Source organism: Acinetobacter tibetensis (genome assembly GCF_023824315.1).
In the GTDB taxonomy this organism is placed as follows: domain Bacteria; phylum Pseudomonadota; class Gammaproteobacteria; order Pseudomonadales; family Moraxellaceae; genus Acinetobacter; species Acinetobacter tibetensis.
Genome location: NZ_CP098732.1, coordinates 942,347 through 963,037 on the forward strand (window position 1 = coordinate 942,347; position 20,691 = coordinate 963,037).

General features: G+C 40.1%; 15 protein-coding genes, 5 tRNA genes and 1 pseudogene. 6 read left to right on the forward strand and 15 right to left on the reverse strand.

Going from position 1 to position 20,691, the window contains the following annotated elements; translation table 11 throughout:
• Positions 1-4: 4 nt before the first annotated feature.
• The 12 genes from M5E07_RS04485 to argG all read right to left on the reverse strand — a co-directional run bounded on the left by M5E07_RS04485 (position 5) and on the right by argG (position 9,344).
• Positions 5-433, reverse strand: a complete 429-nt coding sequence (locus M5E07_RS04485) for a PAAR domain-containing protein (RefSeq protein ID WP_252222413.1) — start codon at positions 431-433, stop codon at positions 5-7.
• A 167-nt stretch (positions 434-600) separates the two neighbouring features.
• Entirely contained in the window at positions 601-1,470 is an 870-nt protein-coding gene (locus M5E07_RS04490; RefSeq protein WP_252222416.1) for an IS982 family transposase, read from the reverse strand.
• 1,035 nt (positions 1,471-2,505) lie between these two features.
• Positions 2,506-2,581, reverse strand: a tRNA-Glu gene (locus tag M5E07_RS04495).
• A 42-nt stretch (positions 2,582-2,623) separates the two neighbouring features.
• Positions 2,624-2,699: transfer RNA gene (locus M5E07_RS04500), tRNA-Glu, on the reverse strand.
• Positions 2,700-2,969: 270 nt separating this feature from the next.
• On the reverse strand, positions 2,970-3,290 hold the full coding sequence (locus M5E07_RS04505) for a hypothetical protein (RefSeq protein ID WP_252222420.1): 321 nt from the start codon (positions 3,288-3,290) through the stop codon (positions 2,970-2,972).
• Between the two features lie 505 nt (positions 3,291-3,795).
• Positions 3,796-5,214 carry an amino acid permease gene (locus tag M5E07_RS04510; RefSeq protein WP_252222423.1) on the reverse strand — a complete coding sequence of 473 codons (1,419 nt, stop codon included), beginning with the start codon at positions 5,212-5,214 and terminating at the stop codon, positions 3,796-3,798.
• 108 nt (positions 5,215-5,322) lie between these two features.
• Positions 5,323-5,398, reverse strand: a tRNA-Glu gene (locus tag M5E07_RS04515).
• Between the two features lie 314 nt (positions 5,399-5,712).
• Positions 5,713-5,865, reverse strand: coding sequence for a hypothetical protein (locus tag M5E07_RS04520; protein ID WP_252222426.1), 153 nt, complete (start codon positions 5,863-5,865; stop codon positions 5,713-5,715).
• 97 nt (positions 5,866-5,962) lie between these two features.
• A tRNA-Glu gene (locus tag M5E07_RS04525) sits at positions 5,963-6,038 on the reverse strand.
• A 20-nt stretch (positions 6,039-6,058) separates the two neighbouring features.
• Entirely contained in the window at positions 6,059-6,718 is a 660-nt protein-coding gene (rnt, locus tag M5E07_RS04530) for a ribonuclease T (RefSeq protein WP_165815716.1), read from the reverse strand.
• Positions 6,703-7,737, reverse strand: a complete 1,035-nt coding sequence (gene pyrC / locus M5E07_RS04535; protein WP_116762306.1) for a dihydroorotase — start codon at positions 7,735-7,737, stop codon at positions 6,703-6,705. The genes rnt and pyrC overlap by 16 nt, the downstream gene beginning before the upstream one ends.
• Before the next feature lie 266 nt (positions 7,738-8,003).
• Positions 8,004-9,344 carry an argininosuccinate synthase gene (argG, locus tag M5E07_RS04540; protein ID WP_116762308.1) on the reverse strand — a complete coding sequence of 447 codons (1,341 nt, stop codon included), beginning with the start codon at positions 9,342-9,344 and terminating at the stop codon, positions 8,004-8,006.
• Positions 9,345-9,970: 626 nt separating this feature from the next.
• On the opposite strand from argG, the gene lldP reads away from it, so the two are divergent.
• The 6 genes from lldP to M5E07_RS04570 all read left to right on the forward strand — a co-directional run bounded on the left by lldP (position 9,971) and on the right by M5E07_RS04570 (position 18,107).
• Positions 9,971-11,638, forward strand: a complete 1,668-nt coding sequence (lldP, locus tag M5E07_RS04545; RefSeq protein ID WP_252222429.1) for an L-lactate permease — start codon at positions 9,971-9,973, stop codon at positions 11,636-11,638.
• A 32-nt stretch (positions 11,639-11,670) separates the two neighbouring features.
• A complete protein-coding gene (gene lldR / locus M5E07_RS04550; protein ID WP_116762313.1) occupies positions 11,671-12,414 on the forward strand; it encodes a transcriptional regulator LldR in 744 nt (247 codons plus the stop codon).
• Positions 12,415-12,416: 2 nt separating this feature from the next.
• Positions 12,417-13,571, forward strand: coding sequence for an FMN-dependent L-lactate dehydrogenase LldD (lldD, locus tag M5E07_RS04555; protein WP_116762315.1), 1,155 nt, complete (start codon positions 12,417-12,419; stop codon positions 13,569-13,571).
• A gap of 446 nt (positions 13,572-14,017) precedes the next feature.
• The gene (gene dld, locus M5E07_RS04560; protein WP_434087794.1) at positions 14,018-15,715 is read left to right on the forward strand and encodes a D-lactate dehydrogenase; all 1,698 of its coding nucleotides are present in this window, start codon (positions 14,018-14,020) and stop codon (positions 15,713-15,715) included.
• A 181-nt stretch (positions 15,716-15,896) separates the two neighbouring features.
• Positions 15,897-17,930, forward strand: coding sequence for an NADPH-dependent 2,4-dienoyl-CoA reductase (locus tag M5E07_RS04565; RefSeq protein WP_252222432.1), 2,034 nt, complete (start codon positions 15,897-15,899; stop codon positions 17,928-17,930).
• Between the two features lie 87 nt (positions 17,931-18,017).
• Positions 18,018-18,107, forward strand: a tRNA-Ser gene (locus M5E07_RS04570).
• 459 nt (positions 18,108-18,566) lie between these two features.
• Here M5E07_RS04570 and M5E07_RS04575 read toward each other — a convergent pair.
• The 3 genes and pseudogenes from M5E07_RS04575 to M5E07_RS04585 form a co-directional block, all read right to left on the reverse strand.
• A pseudogene (locus M5E07_RS04575) lies at positions 18,567-18,924 on the reverse strand (transposase); the annotation flags it as partial.
• Positions 18,925-19,238: 314 nt separating this feature from the next.
• Positions 19,239-19,436 carry a hypothetical protein gene (locus M5E07_RS04580; RefSeq protein ID WP_252222435.1) on the reverse strand — a complete coding sequence of 66 codons (198 nt, stop codon included), beginning with the start codon at positions 19,434-19,436 and terminating at the stop codon, positions 19,239-19,241.
• Between the two features lie 107 nt (positions 19,437-19,543).
• Positions 19,544-20,185, reverse strand: a complete 642-nt coding sequence (locus M5E07_RS04585; protein WP_252222438.1) for a HEAT repeat domain-containing protein — start codon at positions 20,183-20,185, stop codon at positions 19,544-19,546.
• Positions 20,186-20,691: the final 506 nt, after the last annotated feature.

Genomic DNA, 20,691 nt, shown 5'->3' on the forward strand with positions numbered 1-20,691 from the left:
TAAATTAGTCATGACTTAAAAAGTTTTTAGGCTTTGGTTGATCTTTGTAAATTCTGATAGCAACAGTAGTATTTGGACTCTCAATAATCTCATCACCATTTTCTAAGAGACTACCCACTAGAGCTACTGGTGATCCCTCAACAACACATGCAGTCCCTGCACCAGAGATAATCTTGGAGGTTGTGCCATCTGTATAAATAACTTCATCTCCAACACAGGCAATAGATAAACCGTCAATTTTCCCACTATTAGAGGATGCATTAACTAAACCGCCATTTTGAGATTTAGCACCATCTACAACAACATGGTATATGGTATGAGGTTTGTCATTCCAATAAAGTTGTTCAGCATTAGAAATTTGTAGAATGTCATTTTCTGAAAGCTTTTCTAATTGCTGAATAGAAAGGTCTTGTAAAAAAATAGAGCTTGTCATTATGTTTCCTGATCTAATTTTCAAAACAATAATATAAAAATTACTCAAATTAAAAAATAAGTTATATGTAAATAATAAAATAGTAATTGGAAAGTATGATTTCATCCTTTTTGGTGAAAAGGTAAGTATATTTTTAAAACATATTAGTACTATAACCCGAATCCTGTTTAAGCCAAAGATTCCATAATTTGAATTTTCGGCTTATTTCGATGGGTTAATTGATATGCGCATAACGATGCGTAAATCCCACTTAGAAATCCATGAATACTACGAGCTTTACTCGTCACTAAATTGTATTGGCATTTCAATAAGCTGAATAACGTTTCTATTTTATTACGCTGTTTTAAGTGATATTCATCTGATGCACAGAGTTGAACAGACTGCATATTCTTTCGATGATAGGTAATTAAATCAATCCCTTGATTTTTTAATCTGCTTTTTAATTCTTGGCCGATATAGCCACGATCTGCATAAAGCTTTGCTTCTAAGCCTTCAACTAAATGCTCAACCATTTTTATGTCAGCCACATGTCCATTAGATAAAGCAGAACATGCTATTTCACCCAATTGATTCATCGCGATATGTAATTTACAGCCATAAAACCAGCCCATCGAGCTTTTACCACGTGATGCAATTTTGGCTAATGATTTATGGCGTTGAATCCGTTGATTTTTACAGACTGGTAAAGTGGTTGAATCAACCCATAAATATTGACTGCGTTGGCCTTTCATTAAGGCGACATGTAAAGCATGTAGCGCCAATTGATGCATATTGATGAGGTGAATCATCCGTTGGTAGCAGGGTAAACTTTTAAATAAATGATTTTTATCCTGTTTCAACCATGAAAAGAATGCTTTGAAATTGTTGATATGAGAACACTTATACCAAATGGCGATAAAATTGATTTCTGAGAGACTCAATTGAGCTGGGCGAATTCTTACGGAGTGACGACTTTGTTTGAGAAATTTCCAATAAGTTGCTTCAAATTTAAGAAAGAAATCATCAATTACGCAGAATAATTCGGTACTATTGAACATTAGGACTAGAGCTTTAGGTTTGGTGTGGTAACTCAACTGATGGCTCTAGTTCCTTTATTTTTCAAGTCAATTTCTTATCCGCGATTCGGGTTACTATACAGTATTTGATTGCTACTGAACTTTCGTATAGATTTTATCTTTTTTTAATAATTTAAAATTTTTGATATGGTGTGTCACTAGTGTTAATAATATTTTTACTAAGTGATATTTATACTGGTTGTACAGGGTTAGTTTTAATAGCTCATTTAGATAAGAAGAAATAGACAGCTTTCATGAGTGATTATATTTTAAAATAAGATTCATACAATTAAGTCATGTTAGTGATCAAAATTATTTCTTGATGAGAAATAATTTTCTAGTTTATGTCAAAAAGTATTTTTCTAGACTAAGTGATGATGTACATAAAAATAAAAAAATAGGATGGACTTGTAGATTATACACTTTCTAATAACAGGGTGTGGATTACTATAGGCAATGAAATATAAGATTGAGAAGGAGTTTTATAATTCCAAAATCCTTATGTCTTCTTTTTCTCGTAGTTCAAGTCAATCTTGAGCAATAAGTTAAAAGGTATTAATCATGCTTGATTAGCTTGTTTGATTTTACTATCACATTCACTAGCTAGGCCGCTATCTTCTGCAAGTTATCGTTTTCCTTCATCATGGAGCTCTTCCTTGCTCATTTTAGTGTAATCGTTGGATAAACTCTTTGAGTAAGTGTATTACACCTTTAGTAATTGAATGGGCATTGTCCATACGCAAGTATTTGCTACTACTTTTATTGGTCTGTAAATAACCCCCGATAGGTGCGTTTGTTACTAGTAGGCTCATTAAATTTTTTACTTTTAAGGTTGTTACTCTATTTATTCATCTAGACATAACTGTTTCCCCCTTAATGGTATCCTAGAGGTACCAAGATAAATCGTTTAGAGTGGTGGATTTGGGGGCGTGAATAGCTATAGACAACAAAAAACCCTTGAACTTAATGAATTCAAGGGTTTGTGTACTACTGTATAAAATACAGTAGATTTGAATATGGCGTCCCTACGGGGATTCGAACCCCGGTTACCGCCGTGAAAGGGCGATGTCCTAGGCCTCTAGACGATAGGGACTTAATGAGGCAGTTACTTCTGAAAACTAAACCATAAATTAAATGGCGTCCCTACGGGGATTCGAACCCCGGTTACCGCCGTGAAAGGGCGATGTCCTAGGCCTCTAGACGATAGGGACGTTTCAGAGGTGGGCGTATATTAGGGTGAATATAGGAGAGTGTCAAACGTTTTCTTGAGCATAATCATTAAAAAAGAATTGAGTGAATAAAAAGAATACAAATTTGTGAAATATACTTTATGGTGGTTGTTTTTTAGGCTTTAAGGTATCCAAAATACTTTGGATAACAGTTGAGTTTTCTAAATAATCGGTAATTTGATAGGGTCTGTTCACAAGTGTAGTGATTGCTTGATTAATGATCGGTGATTCAAAATTGAAAGGTGATTCAGATTAGGGGAAGGCGGTCAGGAAATCATCAGGAGAATAAAAATTAAACCAATCACCATGTAGTTGAGGTGGTCGAGAAATCGGTAAGGTGAGTTTTTCTTGAATCACTTTAAAGGCAAGCGGTGAATCGAGAGTAATAAAACGATGTGCTCTAAAATGGGTAAATTGATGTAATAAGTGATAGGCAATGACGGTACCTAATGAATGAGCGACAATAATGTGATCTTTGCTTGGATGAAGATGCGACATAATTCTGTGGTGAACTTCAGGCATAAAATCAGAATTGGATAAGTATAAATAGGTCTCAATGAGAAATTTATGCATGAGTGTTTCATGGGGTTTGGGGTAATGATTGAGGAACATGATTAATTCTTTAAATGCATGATCTTTGCTGAGTGCTGTAATGACAGATGCAGGGTAAGCGACTCAGATTGCTCTGGCTTGAAGCTGGGTGAGGGGTGGCACATGGACTATGTTCTTGAACAATTGATGTGTTATGCCAGAGATGAAAAGGAAAATGTAAATGCGACAGTGATTTAGGAAGCAGTGTGTTTAAATCTAAACTGTTATTGAGTTGGTGTTTGGTGAGTAAATCACCATAAAAAGGGAGTTTGATATCTAGTGCTTTAAGTTCGATATTTTGCTCGGTATGACTCAAGCCAGTTTTAAATAAATTTAACTAATGCTGTTTTAAAGTCTCTTCATCATAATTTTGTTGATTTATACCGTGAATAAAAATGATTTTCATACAGGGTCAGGCTTTTTATAGAGAACATTGTTTATATTTAGCTTAAAAAAAGAGTGGTACTTGACCACTCTTTTTTATGTGTTAATTTTGCTTTCGATAAAAAATATAATAACTTAGATAACACAAGGCGATAAAGATTAAACAGCCAATAAAGCCTGCAATCATTTCAGGGTCTGCTGCCATACTGATGCCAGTAATAAAACAGAATGTAAAACCTAAAATTGGCACAATTGGAAATAGTGGTGCTGCAAAGCCTAATTCTTTCGCAGTACGACCCTGCTTATACCATTGGCGACGGAAATTGAACTGGCTTAAGCAGATGCTCATCCACACCACGACCATCGTAAATGCAGCGACACCGAGTAGGTTTTTGAAAATGGTTTCAGGCGCAAATTGTTCAGACAGCAATCCCGGAATTGCACCAAACATGGTGACAATAATGGCAACAAAAGGAATGCCTTTATGATTTAACTTAGAGAACACTTCAGGCAGTTGCTTTTTGTAAGATAAAGACCACATCATACGTGAAGCAGCATATAAGCCTGAATTTGCCGCTGAAAGAAGCGCGGTAATAATCACAAAGCGGATGATGTCTTCTGCATGTGGAATGCCAATATAGTTAAACACCGTTACAAAGGGACTGCTGCTCACGCCATTACCGCCTAAGCCCGCCATTTGATGTGGAAGCAGTGCGCTAATGACTACAATCGTACCAACAAAGAAGATTAATAAGCGCCAAATGGCTGCATTAATCGCTTTAGGCACATTTTTCGCTGGGTCTTGAGTTTCACCTGCCGCAACACCAATTAACTCTGTGCCTGAAAAGGCAAAGTTCACAATCAGCATGGTCGCAAAAATAGGGAAGAAGCCCTGTGGAAACCATCCTTCTGCGGTCAAATTACTAAACAAAGGTGCAGAGCTATAACCTTGAAAAGACAGCACACCAAAAATGGCCAATAAACCCAAAATAATGAAACTGATGACAGTGACGACTTTGACCAGAGACAACCAGAACTCTGATTCAGCAAACAGTCGGGTTGAACTCATGTTTAAGCTAAAAATAATGGCAGCAAATATGAGCGTCCAAATCCAGACTGATATATGGGGAAACCATTCTTGCATAAGCAAAGCAGCAGCAGTGAATTCAGTACCGAGCGTTGCCGTCCAAGTCAGCCAATATAACCATGTAATTGTGTAGCCTGTCCCTGGACCAATATACTTTTGTGCATAAGCACCGAAAGAACCCGATACAGGCATATGTACCGCAAGTTCTCCCAGACATAGCATCACCATATAGGCAATAATTCCACCTAAAATATAAGCGATGATGGCACCTACAGGCCCCGTTTGTGCAATGACTTCACCCGACCCTAAAAACAGACCAGTACCGATTGCACCACCAAGTGAAATCATGACCAGATGTCGAGTACTCATAGCGCGTTTTAAAGGCGCAGAATTGCCCTGATGCATAGCATCATTCGGAGATTGAGATGACTGCATAAGAGAGAGAAAATAGAATAATGAAGCGCGCTATTGTAGTGCAAAACTACAAATCTGCAATCGAATAATAATGAATTATGCGTTTTGAATGATCGTATAAACGATAGATGGCGTCCCTACGGGGATTCGAACCCCGGTTACCGCCGTGAAAGGGCGATGTCCTAGGCCTCTAGACGATAGGGACGTTGCGAGGTGATGCGTATATTATGTATTTTTTTCTTTACTGTCAAATATGTTATTACAATATTTCTAAAAAATGGGTTTGTTTGTGTAAAAAATGTCTTACTTGCAGGATATAACGCAATTTTTTACGTTTTTCGACATGCTAGATCTATCTTTTTTATTGGTGGGGGAATGCTAAATTCATTTGATGGCCTAAGCATGAAGGTTTTGATGTGACTCTGAGAGTCGGTTTAATTAGATTGCATGTATTTGATATGGAGAAAACCGAAATTTCAATAGGATGGATTCATAGAAAAACGAAAGCACCCAGCAAATTTAATGTTCAGGCGTTGGGTATGGTGTGTGAGCTTTATCTGACTTTACCGCATTAGATGTGGGTGGTGTAGGTTTTTGCTGTTCATTGGCAATATAGAGATAAACAGCAGAAGGAGAAAGAATGAGTAAAACCAGTAATATTTTCTTTAACATGGGTCAATCGGGAAAAATAAAGACAACAGTATAAACAATGCTTAAGAATAGAATGAGATGGAAATTTTAAAATTAAAGTTTTGCGAGTGCAAATAGATGGCGTCCCTACGGGGATTCGAACCCCGGTTACCGCCGTGAAAGGGCGATGTCCTAGGCCTCTAGACGATAGGGACGTTTAGAAGATGGCGGTATCTTATTGATCCGCCACCATGGTGTCAAGTAGGTGTGGGGACAGTTTGTTCAAAATATAGCAAAACAGTTCAGCAGTCTTTCGAGTGTCATACAAAGCCGAGTGTGCCTCTTTGCCATCGAACTCAATTCCAGCTTGAATACATGACTTGGCAAGTACCGTTTGACCAAAGGTAATGGCACTTAAAGTCACTGTATCAAACACAGAGAAGCTGTGAAATGGATTTTGATTTTTAGTGCCAGTACGCGCAATCGCAGCCTGAACAAAACCTAAATCAAAGTGCGCATTGTGACCGACCAAAATCGCGTGAGTACAATTTTGTTGGCGACGAACGTCATTCACGGCTTTAAAAATACGTTTTAGTGCTGATTTTTCATCTTCTGCCATTGCAACACGCATAGGATTAAATGGATCAATGCCAATAAAATCTAATGAGCGTCGATCCAGATTGGCACCTGCAAATGGATTGATGTGTGCATGATGGGCTTCACCTGGAACGAATTGGCCTTCAGCATTATAAATAATTGGAATCGCAGCTATTTCTAGCAGCGCGTCAGTTTGCGAATTAAAACCTGCAGTTTCGACGTCGACTACCACAGGTAAGAATCCACGGAAACGCTGACCAATTACTGGTAGAGTTTCATTTGTCACACTTTTCTCCACTGGATGGTTTTACCTGCATAAAGCGGGATAATCTTGTCACCATCTAAATAATCAAAACTTTCAGGAATGACTTGCTCTTCTTTAACCAGTGTAATGGTTTCAGTATTACGCGGAAGACCATAAAAGTCTGCACCAAAAAGACTGGCAAAGCCTTCCAGGCGTTCGAGTTTGTTTACTTGGTCAAAAGCTTGAGCATACAGTTCTATTGCTGTTGGTGCGCTATAGCAACCCGCACAACCACAGGCATTTTCTTTGGCATTTTTTGAGTGTGGTGCACTGTCTGTGCCTAAGAAAAATTTAGGATTGCCACTGGTTGCCACTTCCAACAGGGTTTGTTGATGTGTTTGGCGCTTTAAAATTGGCAAGCAGTAGAAATGAGGCTTAATCCCGCCCACCAACATGTCGTTACGGTTGAACAATAAATGTTGAGGCGTAATTGTTGCAGCAACATTACGGTCTTGTTCTAACACAAAATGCGCAGCTTCGCTGGTAGTAATGTGCTCAAGTACCAATTTTAATTTCGGGAACTGTTTTAATAGTGGTGCTAAAACTTCATCTAGGAAACGTTTTTCACGGTCAAAAATATCGACGTGATTATGTGTGACTTCACCGTGTAACAGTAATGGTACTTGATGTTCTTCAAGTTGCTCAATCACGGCGTACACTTTACGAATATCGCTTACGCCATTGTCCGAGTTGGTGGTTGCACCCGCAGGATAAAGCTTGATGGCATTAACAAACTCAGAGTCTTTAATTTTTTTGACTTCGCTTGCAGGCGTGCTATCAGTAAAATACAGCACCATACGCGGGTCAAATGCGTTACCTTCAGGCACATGCGCCATAATTCGCTCACGATAAGCAAGCGCTTCTTCCACAGTTTTTACGGGTGGAACAAGGTTTGGCATACAAATCGCACGCTTAAATTGCTTAGCTAAATCTGGAACAGTGCGTTTCAGGGCAAGGCCGTCACGTAAGTGGGCATGCCAATCGTCTGGCTGCAAAAGAGTAATCGTATTCAAGGCGATTTCGGACTAAAAAATAAATCAGATGATAATCTATATCAGTCTGTAATGCTAAGCTGAATTACAGATAAATGGCTTAATTCTGGTAAATAAAAAAGGCTTTTTTATTGTTTTTGTGTGATTAAGAAATGTCAAAAGCAATCAGTTCTTTGATTGAGGCTATTTCATCTGCGAAGAATCAATACGGGCAGGGCGTGACTCATTAAAAGAAAAAACCGCCAACTTAGGACGGTTTTTTCTTTAGGTATTCAGCAATTGAAAACTTAGTTTTTGTCTTTCAATTGTGGAACTGCAGAACCAGTACCTACAGCTAACAAACCTGAGTTTGTATAAATGCCGAGTTTTGCACGTGTATCTGTAATATCGAGGTTACGCATAGTAAGCTGACCAATACGATCCATCGGCGTAAACATTGAATCACCTTTTTCCATGGTTAAACGCTCAGCTTCATATGTGAGGTTTGGAGATTCGGTGTTCATGATGGTGTAGTCATTACCACGACGTAATTCTAAAGTAACTGTGCCCGTAATGGCTTTAGCAACCCAACGTTGTGCAGTTTCACGCAACATAAGTGCTTGAGAATCGAACCAACGACCTTGGTATAACAAACGACCTAAACGTAAACCGTTAATGCGGTATTGTTCAATGGTATCTTCGTTATGAATACCAGTAACTAAACGCTCGTAAGCAATATGAAGAAGGGCCATACCCGGTGCTTCATAAATACCACGAGATTTCGCTTCGATAATACGGTTTTCGATTTGGTCAGACATACCTAGACCATGACGACCACCAATACGGTTCGCTTCAAGAATAAATTCGACTGGATTTTCAAAACGTTGACCATTGATTGCAACAGGGAAGCCTTCTTCAAAAGTAATCGATACTTCTTCAGCTTTAACTTCTACGTCGTCTTTCCAGAACGCAACGCCCATGATTGGGTCAACAATTTTGATACCCGCATTGAGGTATTCAAGATCTTTTGCTTCGTGAGTTGCACCCAACATGTTTGAGTCAGTTGAGTAGGCTTTTTCTTTTGACATTTTGTAGTCAAAGCCGTTGTCGATCAAGAATTGTGACATTTCAGCACGGCCACCTAACTCATCAATAAACGTTTGGTCTAACCAAGGTTTATAGATTTTAAGTGCAGGGTTGGTCAACAAACCATAACGATAGAAACGTTCAATATCGTTTCCTTTATATGTTGAACCATCACCCCAGATGTTTACATCATCTTCTTTCATCGCGGTAACAAGCATGGTGCCTGTTACTGCACGGCCAAGCGGAGTCGTGTTGAAATATGGCATACCGCCAGTGCTGATATGGAATGCACCACACTGAATCGCCGCAATACCTTCAAGTGCAAGCTGTAAACGGCAGTCTACTAGACGTGCTTTTACTGCACCGTAAGCTTCCGCTTTTTTTGGAATCGCATCGTAGTCGTCTTCATCAGGCTGACCTAAGTTTGCTGTATAAGCATAAGGTTCTGCGCCTTTTTGTTTCATCCACAAAAGTGCAGCTGAAGTATCTAGACCACCAGAGAAGGCAATACCAACTTTTTTGCCAACTGGGACATTCTGCAAGATAGTTGCATTATCAGTCATTGTTAATCCTAACGATATAAATATAGGCACCGAGAATGGGTGGCCTGAAAGAATACATATGTCCGCGATTGTAGCACTTTTCCAAATGGTTTTTCTAAAAAATCATAACGCTTTAAAAATATTAAAGCTCATGTACATATCGATACTGCTGAAAAAATTCTGGATAAAATCGGTTTCTATATTGTGTGCTCAATTTTTGTCTTTCTAGAAGATGTTTGGGCTGTAAATTAATCAATAAAGGGGTTCGGTTAGTTTGGTTTTAAATTGGTATTACCAATATTGTGTGATTTTTCCAATTTTTGCGTATTAAGCTAGGTTTGAGTGGGGTGATTATTTTTTATATTATTAGACTAAAGTCTAAAATTAGCTATATTTTCATAAAAAAATAAGTAAAAACAATAATGTGAATTTGATTGAAATATGATCGGGTTTGTAAAAGTTGAAAATATTGGTCATACCAAAATCAACTTTTAATTGAAGTTTTACTTCGTTTTAAATCAAAATAAGCCAAGTATAAGTCATTATTGGTTTGTTTCTCTTTACAGTTGCTTATATTGGTCTGTCCAATATGAGTAAAAGTACCAATAATATGCTCAAAATTAAATCTTAGTAAGCATTTCAAGGAGATGACAATGCTTCAATGGCAGCAAATGTATGACCCTATGGGGAATATTTGGATTTCAAGTCTAATTGCACTGATTCCGATTATCTTTTTCTTTTTGGCGCTCGCGGTATTCCGTTTAAAAGGCAGTGTGGCAGGTACGATCACCGTTGTACTTGCACTTCTTGTTTCTTTATTTGCCTATAAGATGCCTGTGCTGATGGCATTCGCATCGATGGCCTATGGTTTCCTCTACGGTTTATGGCCGATTGCATGGATCATTATTGGCGCTGTATTCCTGTATAAAATTTCAGTGAAGACAGGCCAGTTCGACATCATTCGTTCTTCTATTCTTTCGATTACTGAAGATCAGCGTTTACAAATGCTGTTGGTGGGTTTTGCTTTTGGTACCTTCTTAGAGGGTGCAGCAGGCTTTGGTGCACCTGTGGCGATTACCGCAGCACTATTAGTAGGTTTAGGCTTTAAACCTTTATATGCAGCAGGTCTGTGTTTAATCGTAAATACTGCACCTGTGGCTTTTGGTGCGATGGGTATTCCAATTATCGTTGCGGGACAAGTGTCTGGTGTCGATACGATGGAAATCAGTCAAATGGTGGGTCGTCAGCTACCATTTATGGTACCAATCGTGCTGTTCTGGATTATGGCGATTATGGATGGCTGGCGCGGTATTAAAGAAACATGGCCAGCGGTTATTGTGGGTGCAAGTAGCTTTGCAATTGCGCAATATTTAACCTCGAACTTTGTCGGGCCAGAATTGCCAGATATTACGGCTGCAATTGCATCCTTGGTTTCTTTAACAATTTTGTTTAAATACTGGCAGCCGAAGCATATTTTCCGTTTTGCAGATCAAGACGCAAATATGAATGAAGATGTTGCAGCACAAAAACAGAAAAAATATAGCGTTGGCCAAATTGCTAAAGCATGGTCTCCATTCGCGATTTTAACTGTGATGGTAACGATCTGGAGTGTGAAACCGTTTAAGGATTTATTTGCCAAAGACGGTGCATTGCATGATCTCGTGATTTCAATCAAAGTGCCATTTTTGCATCAAATGATTCAAAAAATGCCACCTGTAGTTGCTGAAATTAAAGACTATGACGCGATTTACAAGTTTGATTGGATCTCGGCAACAGGAACTGCGATTTTTATTGCAGCATTGATCACCATTGCCTATTTGAAGATGAAACCGAAAGATGCTGTGGTGACTTTTGGTGAAACCCTGAATGAGTTGAAAGTACCAATTTATTCAATTGGTATGGTGTTGTCTTTTGCTTTTATCGCAAACTATTCAGGTATGTCTTCGACCTTGGCTTTGGCTCTTGCACATACGGGTTCGGCATTTACGTTCTTCTCACCTTTCTTGGGTTGGTTGGGTGTATTCCTCACAGGTTCAGATACCTCTGCCAATGCACTATTTTCAGCACTTCAAGCCACTACAGCTCAGCAAATTGGGGTGCCAGAAGTTTTACTGGTGGCAGCAAATACCAGTGGTGGTGTGACTGGTAAGATGATTTCACCGCAATCAATTGCGATTGCGTGTGCAGCGGTAGGACTTGTTGGTAAAGAGTCTGATTTATTCCGTTTTACCTTAAAACACAGTATAACGTTCACAATTATGATGGGTATTATGATCACCCTACAAGCTTATGTGTTCCCATGGATGATTCCATAACACAAATTGTGTATCAACGTTAAGGAAAGCAGATGAAAGTCTCCGATAAAGCTGTACAAAGCCTGCGTGTATTGATTGAACAAAGCAATATGCAAGTTGGAGACCGTCTGCCTGCTGAAAGAAAACTGTGTGAACAGCTTCAAGTCTCTCGCTCTTCTTTAAGAGAGGCTATTTCGCAACTGACCAGCATGGGTATGTTGGTCAGCAAAGTGGGGGCGGGGACTTTTTTAAAACAATTACCAGCAACGTGGTCCAGTTATCAAATCGTACAACCGATCAGTAATTTGATGAGTGAAGATCCTGCTTATCGATTTGATGTGCAAGAGGCGCGCATTATTTTAGAAGGCGGGACGACGTGGTATGCAGCACAACGCGCAACCAAAGAAGATTTGGTGAACATCCGATATCATTATGATCAGATTAATCATTTTCAGGCTTTGGGAAATGACGACGAGGCGGCTCGTGCAGATGCAAAATTTCATTTGGCGATTGCTGAAGCGTCTCATAATTTGGTCTTGATTCAGATGATGCGTGGTCTGTTCGATTTGTTGCAGTTCAACGTCGCTTTGGGACGCCGAAAAGTCTATAGCGAAGCACACCGTTTTGATCAATTGCATGATCAGCACTTTCAAGTCATGAATGCAATTGAACGTCGTGATCCAGAAGCTGCACGTAAAGCAGTCTGTGGACACATTGAGTTTGTAGTACAACAGGTGCGAATGATTGATGAAGAAGAAGCTCGTCGTCAGCGCGCCAGTCGATTAAACAGGATATAAGCATGATTATTTCTTCTGCCAATGACTACCGTGAAGCGGCACGACGTCGTTTACCACCATTTTTATTCCATTACATTGATGGTGGTGCGTATGCAGAATATACCCTGAAGCGTAATGTAGAAGATTTATCAAAAATTGCTTTGCGCCAGCGTGTACTGAACGACATGTCGCAGTTAAGTTTAGAAACCAAACTGTTTGATGAAACTTTGTCGATGCCTGTTGCATTATCTCCTGTGGGTTTAACAGGCATGTATGCGCGTCGCGGTGAAGTTCAAGCTGCGGTTGCAGCAGATAAAAAGGGTATTCCATTTACGCTTTCTACCGTTTCAGTGTGTCCAATTGAGGAAGTTGCGCCTGCGATTCAGCGTCCAATGTGGTTTCAGCTCTATGTGCTGCGTGACCGTGGTTTCATGAAAAATGCTTTGGAACGTGCTAAAGCGGCAGGCTGTTCAACCTTGGTATTTACCGTGGATATGCCTGTACCGGGTGCGCGTTACCGTGATGCCCACTCGGGTATGAGTGGTCCAAATGCAGCAATGCGTCGTTATATGCAGTCGTGTTTCCATCCACATTGGGCGTGGAATGTCGGCATGATGGGCCGTCCACATGACTTGGGTAATATTTCTAAATACTTAGGTAAGCCTACGGGTCTCGAAGATTACATTGGTTGGTTGGGTTCTAACTTCGATCCATCTATTTCATGGAAAGATCTAGAATGGATCCGTGAGTTCTGGGATGGCCCAATGGTCATTAAAGGAATTCTAGATCCTGAAGATGCCAAAGATGCAGTACGTTTCGGTGCAGATGGGATTGTGGTGTCAAACCATGGTGGTCGTCAGCTCGATGGTGTTTTATCTTCGGCACGTGCGCTTCCGCCAATTGCCGATGCAGTCAAGGGCGATATTAAAATCCTCGCAGATTCAGGTATTCGTAATGGTCTAGATGTTGTACGTATGCTGGCATTGGGTGCGGACACGTGTATGCTCGGTCGTGCCTTTGTTTATGCTCTAGGTGCAGCAGGCGGTGAAGGTGTTTCCAATCTTTTAGAATTGATTGATAAAGAAATGCGTGTTGCCATGACCTTAACAGGGGCAAAAACCATTGCAGATATTACGTCTGACTGTTTGGTGAGGTTAGAGCGAGAATTGGCTGAGTGATGATCTACCCGAACTCTTTTTTTTGATAAGAAGAAGTTCTCCCCTCTTTAATAAAGAGGGGTTAGGGGAGATTTTGAGAATTTATAGATTCCAAAAAAATAGTTTCGCTTTTTTAGTTTTTCTCTAAGTATCTGTTAATCATATACATAAGAAATTCCAACAAGGCGAGTTTAGACGGAGTCTTATCATTAAAAAGCAACTACTTGCAGCTTAGCTGTTACTTTGGTTTTGCCCAAAGTAACCAAAGGCATTTGTCACCCGTTGAACTCGTTAAATAACAAAATGAACTAATCTCTCGCAGAAACATAAGGTTCATATTTCAGTCTGCCTCAAACAGCAACGGATGACGTTTTCGTGTATCAAATGTTTTAGTTATTACGATATTTTTAAAGCGCATTAAAAGAGCGGTGAGTAGCTCAAAATGACTTTAGAAAAGGATTAGAAATATGTTCATGCAATCAGTTGCACAGCAAACCATTCAAAAGCTCATCGCTATTGTCGGTAAACAACACGTTTTAACCGAAGATAAAGACACACGTTTATACCGACAAGGTCGTCGCTATGGTGCGGGAAAAGTGTTGGCTGTTGTCGCACCGGGTTCATTACTTGAACAATGGCAAGTCCTACAAGCTGCTGTTGATGCGGATTGTATTGTAATTATGCAAGCGGCCAATACAGGTTTGACAGGTGGTTCAACCCCCTTTGGCGATAATTATGACCGCCCTGTGGTACTAATGAGCACGCGACGTTTGGCAGGCATTCAAATTATTCGTGATGGGCAGCAAGTGATTTGTCTGCCTGGAGCAACGTTAGATCGTTTGGAAAAAGAACTGGCGCCATTTAATCGTGAACCACATTCGGTGATTGGGTCTTCTTGTATTGGTGCATCTGTATTGGGTGGTGTGTGTAATAACTCAGGCGGTGCCTTGGTACGTCGTGGCCCTGCTTATACTGAGCTGGCACTTTATGCACGAGTCAATGAATCGGGGCAACTGGAGCTGATTAACCATTTGGGGGTGGATTTAGGTACTACGCCTGAAGAAATCCTATCTCGTCTACAAAACCAGCAATATCAAATGCTTGACGTGCAGCATAATCCAAGCTGTTGTGCATCTGACCAGCGTTATGCCCATGATGTCAAACAAGTGGATGAAGCGACCCCTGCACGATTTAATGCCGATCCATCTCGCTTGTTTGAAGCATCTGGTTCAGCAGGAAAAATTTGTGTGTTTGCAGTTCGACTAGATACCTTCGAGAAGATTCCAAGTCAGGTGTTTTATGTGGGCACCAATGCACAGGATGATTTGACCGAAATTCGTCGTTTTTTACTGAAAGATTTACCGCGATTACCCATTGCAGGGGAATACATTCACCGCGTCGCATATGACATTGGTGCAGAATACGGTAAAGATACTTTTGTCTTTATTGAAAAATTTGGGACTGCCAAAGTGCCTGCTGCCTTTGCCATGAAGGACAAAGTTGATGGTTATTTGGAAAAAGTAGGCTTGAAAGGATTATCCGATAAAGTTCTGCAATTGATCACCAAGTTTATGCCGAATCATTTACCAAAACGTATGAATGAATTTCGTGATCTTTACGAACATCATCTGATTTTACGTATTGAAAATCAGGATGTGGAGCAAGTGAAACAGTTCCTGAGCGGCTATTTCGCTCAACGTACGACAGGCAATTTTTTCCATTGTACGGATGAAGAAGGGCGAAAAGCCTTTTTACATCGCTTTGCTGTCGCGGGCGCTGCGATTCGTTATCGTGATACCCACCGCAGTGAAGTGGAAGATATTGTCGCGCTGGATATTGCTTTGCGTCGTAATGACCGTGAATGGGTAGAAACCTTGCCTAAAGAAATGGACGAGATGATCGTGCATAAACTGTATTACGGTCATTTCTTATGTCATGTGTTCCATCAAGACTACATCGTCAAAAAAGGCGTCGATCCTTTGGCGATGGAGCATCAAATGTGGCATTTACTGGATGATCGTGGTGCTGAATATCCAGCGGAGCACAACGTTGGTCATTTATATGTGGCGAAACCTGCGTTAAAACAGCATTATCAAAAACTCGACCCAACCAATAGTTTTAATGTGGGCATTGGACAGACTTCGAAGTTAAAATACTGGAAGTAAATACAACAGATGATTCATAAGTTGTGATAAAAGTGTAGTCAACTCGTAATAGAATTTGGCTACACTTTTTTATTGGCTGATTATTTTGCGAATCAGTCTGCTAAAGCCATAAACAAAATAAAAAATCACGTTAAAGTATTATGCAACAAGTTGCAAAGCAAATAAATTATAAGGATTCACCATGACCACACCCTATGCAAATATTTTGAAACCCCTACATTTGGGTTTTACCACCATTAAAAACCGTGTGGTGATGGGCTCTATGCATACAGGTTTAGAAGACCGTTTTTATAATTATCCTAAACTGGCTGCCTATTTTGGCGAGCGCGCGAAAGGTGGGGTTGGGCTGATTATTACGGGTGGAATTTCGCCGAACCGTCAAGGTTGGCTACTTCCAGCAGGCGGTACCATGAATACTATGGGGGATATTGCGCCACATCGTTTGGTGACCCATGCGGTGCATCAGCATGGGGCTAAAATTTTGATGCAGATTTTGCATTCAGGTCGTTATGGTTATCAACCTTTCGTGGTGTCTGCTAGCCCGATCAAGTCGCCAATTTCACCATTCAAACCACGTCAAATGAGCGAAAAGCAGATTTTGGCGACTATTCAAGATTATGCCCAAACATCACATCTTGCAAAATTGGCAGGTTATGATGGTATCGAAATTATGGGTTCTGAAGGTTATTTACTGAATCAGTTTTTAAGCCGTCATGTCAATCAACGACAAGATCGTTGGGGTGGTTCGATTGATAACCGTATGCGTTTTGCGGTTGAAATTGTCAAAGCAATCCGTCAGAAAGTGGGGGAGAAATTTATTATCTGTTTCCGCTTATCTATGTTGGATTTGGTCCATGATGGCAACACCATGCAAGAAGTGATTACCGTTGCACAAGCTTTAGAAAAAGCAGGTATTACGTTATTAAATACAGGCATTGGTTGGCATGAAGCCCGTATTCCAACCATTGTGACTTCGGTGCCACGTGCAGCATTCGCTGACTATACCGCAGAAGTGAAAAAGCATGTGACAGTACCTGTGATTGCCTCAAACCGAATTAATATGCCAGACACAGCGGAAGAAATATTGGCGCAAGGCAAAGCCGATATGGTGCAAATGGCACGTCCATTCTTGGCAGATCCTTATTGGGTCAATAAAACTGCGACTAATCGGGTAGATGAGATTAATACCTGTATTGCCTGTAATCAGGCGTGTTTGGATCATACCTTTAAAAATCAACGAGCAACTTGCTTGGTCAACCCACGTGCAGCATTTGAGACTGAATTGGTTTATGTCAAAACCGCTAAGCCTAAACGTGTCGCGGTTGTAGGTGGTGGTGTGGCAGGCATGTCGGCAGCGACAGTTGCGGCAGAACGTGGACATCAAGTGACATTGTTTGAAGCCAGTCATGAAGTAGGTGGACAATTTAATTTAGCTAAAGTGATTCCTGGCAAAGAAGAATTCCACGAAACGATTCGCTATTTTAAAGTGCAACTGGAAAAAACAGGGGTTGAGCTACGTTTAAATACCCAAGTCAGCCGTGAACAATTAGAACGAGAAGGTTTTGAAGAGGTCATTATTGCTACGGGAGTCGTGCCACGTGCCTTAAAGATTCAAGGTAGTGATACGCCGAATGTACTTTCTTATGCGGAAGTACTGCGTGGAGCAGCAGTCGGTCACCGTGTTGCCGTGATTGGCGCAGGGGGAATTGGTTTTGATGTGTCCGAATTTTTGTTGAAACCACCACATCAGCCTCAGCCACAACCTTTGGCAGAATGGAAGCGAGAATGGGGCGTCGATCCTGAAGCGCACTATATGACAGAAGGTGGTTTACAGCGCGCAGAAGTTGAAGCGCCTGTACGTGAAATTTATTTATTACAACGTAAAACCACGCCGTTAGGCATTGGGCTGGGTAAGACTTCGGGTTGGGTGCATCGAGCCCAATTAAAAAAGCATGCGGTACGCATGTTACGTGGTGTGCAATATAAAGCGGTGACCAATGAAGGTTTATGGGTTGAAACCAATGGTCAGGATCAGTTACTTCGAGTGGATACAATTGTGGTGTGTGCAGGACAAGAATCTGTGAAAGATTTAATGCCAAATGAAGGGCAAGCTACTTTAGCCAATTACCATATTATTGGTGGTGCAAAGCTTGCAGCAGAGCTTGATGCAAAGCGTGCAATCCGCGATGGTGCTGAAATTGCAGCCAAACTTTAAGGAATTGATGAAACAATATGCACTTGAATGCTTTAACCGTATTTTTTACTTGTCTAAAATGGAAAAGCTTAGTATTCTTGCGCACATGGAAGCGTGGCAGAGCGGTTTAATGCACCGGTCTTGAAAACCGACGAGGGTGTGAGTCCTCCGTGAGTTCGAATCTCACCGCTTCCGCCAAATTCAAAAAGCCCCTATATCAATATAGGGGCTTTTTTATTGTCTATCATTTTGTAAAGAATGGTCACTACATCAAATTTTGGATTGAATTGGCTTCTTTTAGCCGTATTTAGAAGATTAAGGAATGTAGTTTAAAAAACTGTATTTAAATCTGACTATATTCTTATTCAAACATTTCATAATTCTAAATAATTTCAATTATTCATTCTTTTAGCTGACTTGACGCTCTACACCGTGCAGATGATCTCCTTAGCCTGCTGACCTACATCGTCAGTGGATTTTGACAGACCCATAAACAAAGACAATATGTGAAACCTCATTTTACATGTTGTGGAGCAGCTAGTCCCTCTTTTTTTGTGGCAGGGCTGAGGGGGCACCTTCGGGTGTGCTGATTCTTAGGTTCAGTCGGCTTTGTTGCACAAAGATTTAAAGATTAGATTTACCCTAAGCAACTCAGGTTTAAGTGACAACTTGGGTATGAGGTCGGCCTAATTCCGTAAATTTATTGAGTACGGCCACACGGGCATGAATCCCATTCACTTGGCTTTGAAAGTTCCTAGCACTGAGTTTATCTCCCAATAATTTGATGCAATGCATCTTGGTTTCTACCAAGCTTCGCCTATTATACCCAGACCATTTTTCCAAATCGTTCTTCCTAGTCCATTTGATTGTTTTCAGTAATTCATTTCTCTCTAAATATCCCAGTTTTTTGTTTTTTTCAAGGCTTCGTATTTTCTCTTGGTAGAATCACTGCATGCACATGTCGGTCTGCAATGAACTATTGGCAGTGTTTCGTGTTATAAGCTCCATAGATATATTTGTTCGTGACTTCGTTGAGGCTAAAAGGAGAAAAGCTACTCTCTACCGAATACAGAAATGTACGCCAGAAAATAAACGTTGATTGCGGTAAAGGTCATATATGGAATCCTACTTTCCAGAGTATATTATACAATGACTCTTGGTGTCCTACTTGTGCTGGTGTAGGTCGAAGAACTTATGGGAAACGTCTTAGAGTACAATCTTAATCGCTAATGCGATTTAATGATTCGGCATGTTATTTTTGCTTGATTTATCGTCTATACGATTTTACGCTCTGGCTCCCTACAAATGAGGGAACCGTTGTTCAGTGAATTAAATATTACTATCTAAAATATTCAAGGTATGTTTCCACGGATCATTTAAATAAATGAAGTTTTCATCAGAACTTTTGGGTGGATTATTGTGAATGAAATTCGAGAGTTGTTCTCGTTGATGCTGGGGTAAAGTTGAAACAATGCTCGAATTTTCAGCAATACTTGCTCCAATACTACTGATTACAGTATCTCTCACAGTAGTATCCTTATTATTTAAAGCTGTTAATACAGTAGATAACTCTTTTCCATTCAAAACTGATGTTGCCAAATAACTTGCTTCATTCGGCGTAATCCTACTTTGGCTCAAAATTTCATTGCCTGAGTATCTTCCAATGATGGGTTAGTTGCAGAATAGGTTGAAATCAACGCTTGTTTTACTTTAGCTGACGTATCTGGGTTTGATTTCAATTCATTTACAGCTTCAGAAATTCGTTTACGTACTGCCTCATTTTCAGGCAATGAGCGTTTCAATTCATGTTCTTTTTCAGTTAGAAGCGAAGCATTATTAAGAGCACCAAGCGCTGTACTTTGGACCTTTGGATCAGAACTCTTCAGATAAGGAATAATATCATCTGCAGCCTCAATAGGATTTAGAGCAGTCAATGAAATAAGGATTCCACTTAAAGCTTGTGGATTAGATTCATTTTGTTTGAGCAGTTCAACTAAATTTTGAATTTTATCTTCTCGTGAATATGCCAGATTATCATTAATATCCATAAGATTCTGTGCCCATTTTGGTGGTGTACCGCTTGGCAGATTTTGCGAGTCAATCATTGAACCATCTTCAGTTTTGGTAGGGGCCATTGGATTATTTATTTTATCCTTAGTGCTAACTTGCCCATCTAAATTTGCATTATTACTTTTTTTTGCATAAATGATGATCCCTACAAGAAATATCACTACTACCGAAATGCTGATATAAAGCATTTTACTGTTATTTTTCATACAACCTTTTATTTCAAGTCAATATACCCTTACCTGTGTGAATCACTTTCAAGTAAGAGCATTGTTAAAGCTTTAAGTTACGTTCGAGTAATTGTGAGTAATGAGCTGCCAAATGTCGTATTTGGGAAGCTGCCACCTAAATCGCCGTTACCTGTTTAGGTATATAGCCATTTGACAAATGCATCACAGCGGAAAGAGCCTTTCTGCCAAGTATATGAAGTACATGTACCACTTGAACTATACGATGAGCATACCTGTACAGCAGGATTGGCAGTTAAGGATCAAAGTTATAAGAAACATGAGGCTTTTGTTGAGTAGAAAGTGTGTTGATCTGATTGGTTGCTGAAGTATATGGTGATTTCTAAGTGAATTTTGACTTAGCTTTAGCTCCCCAATATGTATCTACTTTGAAGCCTGAAACAGTTACGTTTTGAACCACGTTCGCATAGGCTGTAGCATTCATAACTTGGGCAACATTGTTAGATGAAGCAAGGATACCTAAGTGC

Excerpts from the sequence above, each read along its gene's own strand:
- M5E07_RS04505 (WP_252222420.1), bottom strand. The coding sequence starts at position 3,290 with ATGCATAAATTTCTCATTGAGACCTATTTATACTTATCCAATTCTGAT.
- M5E07_RS04520 (WP_252222426.1), bottom strand. The coding sequence starts at position 5,865 with ATGTTAAAGAAAATATTACTGGTTTTACTCATTCTTTCTCCTTCTGCT.
- argG (WP_116762308.1), bottom strand. The coding sequence starts at position 9,344 with ATGACTGATAATGCAACTATCTTGCAGAATGTCCCAGTTGGCAAAAAA.
- lldD (WP_116762315.1), top strand. The coding sequence starts at position 12,417 with ATGATTATTTCTTCTGCCAATGACTACCGTGAAGCGGCACGACGTCGT.
- dld (WP_434087794.1), top strand. The coding sequence starts at position 14,018 with ATGTTCATGCAATCAGTTGCACAGCAAACCATTCAAAAGCTCATCGCT.
- lldP (WP_252222429.1), top strand. The coding sequence starts at position 9,971 with ATGACAATGCTTCAATGGCAGCAAATGTATGACCCTATGGGGAATATT.
- M5E07_RS04585 (WP_252222438.1), bottom strand. The coding sequence starts at position 20,185 with ATGAAAAATAACAGTAAAATGCTTTATATCAGCATTTCGGTAGTAGTG.
- M5E07_RS04490 (WP_252222416.1), bottom strand. The coding sequence starts at position 1,470 with ATGTTCAATAGTACCGAATTATTCTGCGTAATTGATGATTTCTTTCTT.
- lldR (WP_116762313.1), top strand. The coding sequence starts at position 11,671 with ATGAAAGTCTCCGATAAAGCTGTACAAAGCCTGCGTGTATTGATTGAA.
- M5E07_RS04565 (WP_252222432.1), top strand. The coding sequence starts at position 15,897 with ATGACCACACCCTATGCAAATATTTTGAAACCCCTACATTTGGGTTTT.
- M5E07_RS04485 (WP_252222413.1), bottom strand. The coding sequence starts at position 433 with ATGACAAGCTCTATTTTTTTACAAGACCTTTCTATTCAGCAATTAGAA.
- M5E07_RS04510 (WP_252222423.1), bottom strand. The coding sequence starts at position 5,214 with ATGCAGTCATCTCAATCTCCGAATGATGCTATGCATCAGGGCAATTCT.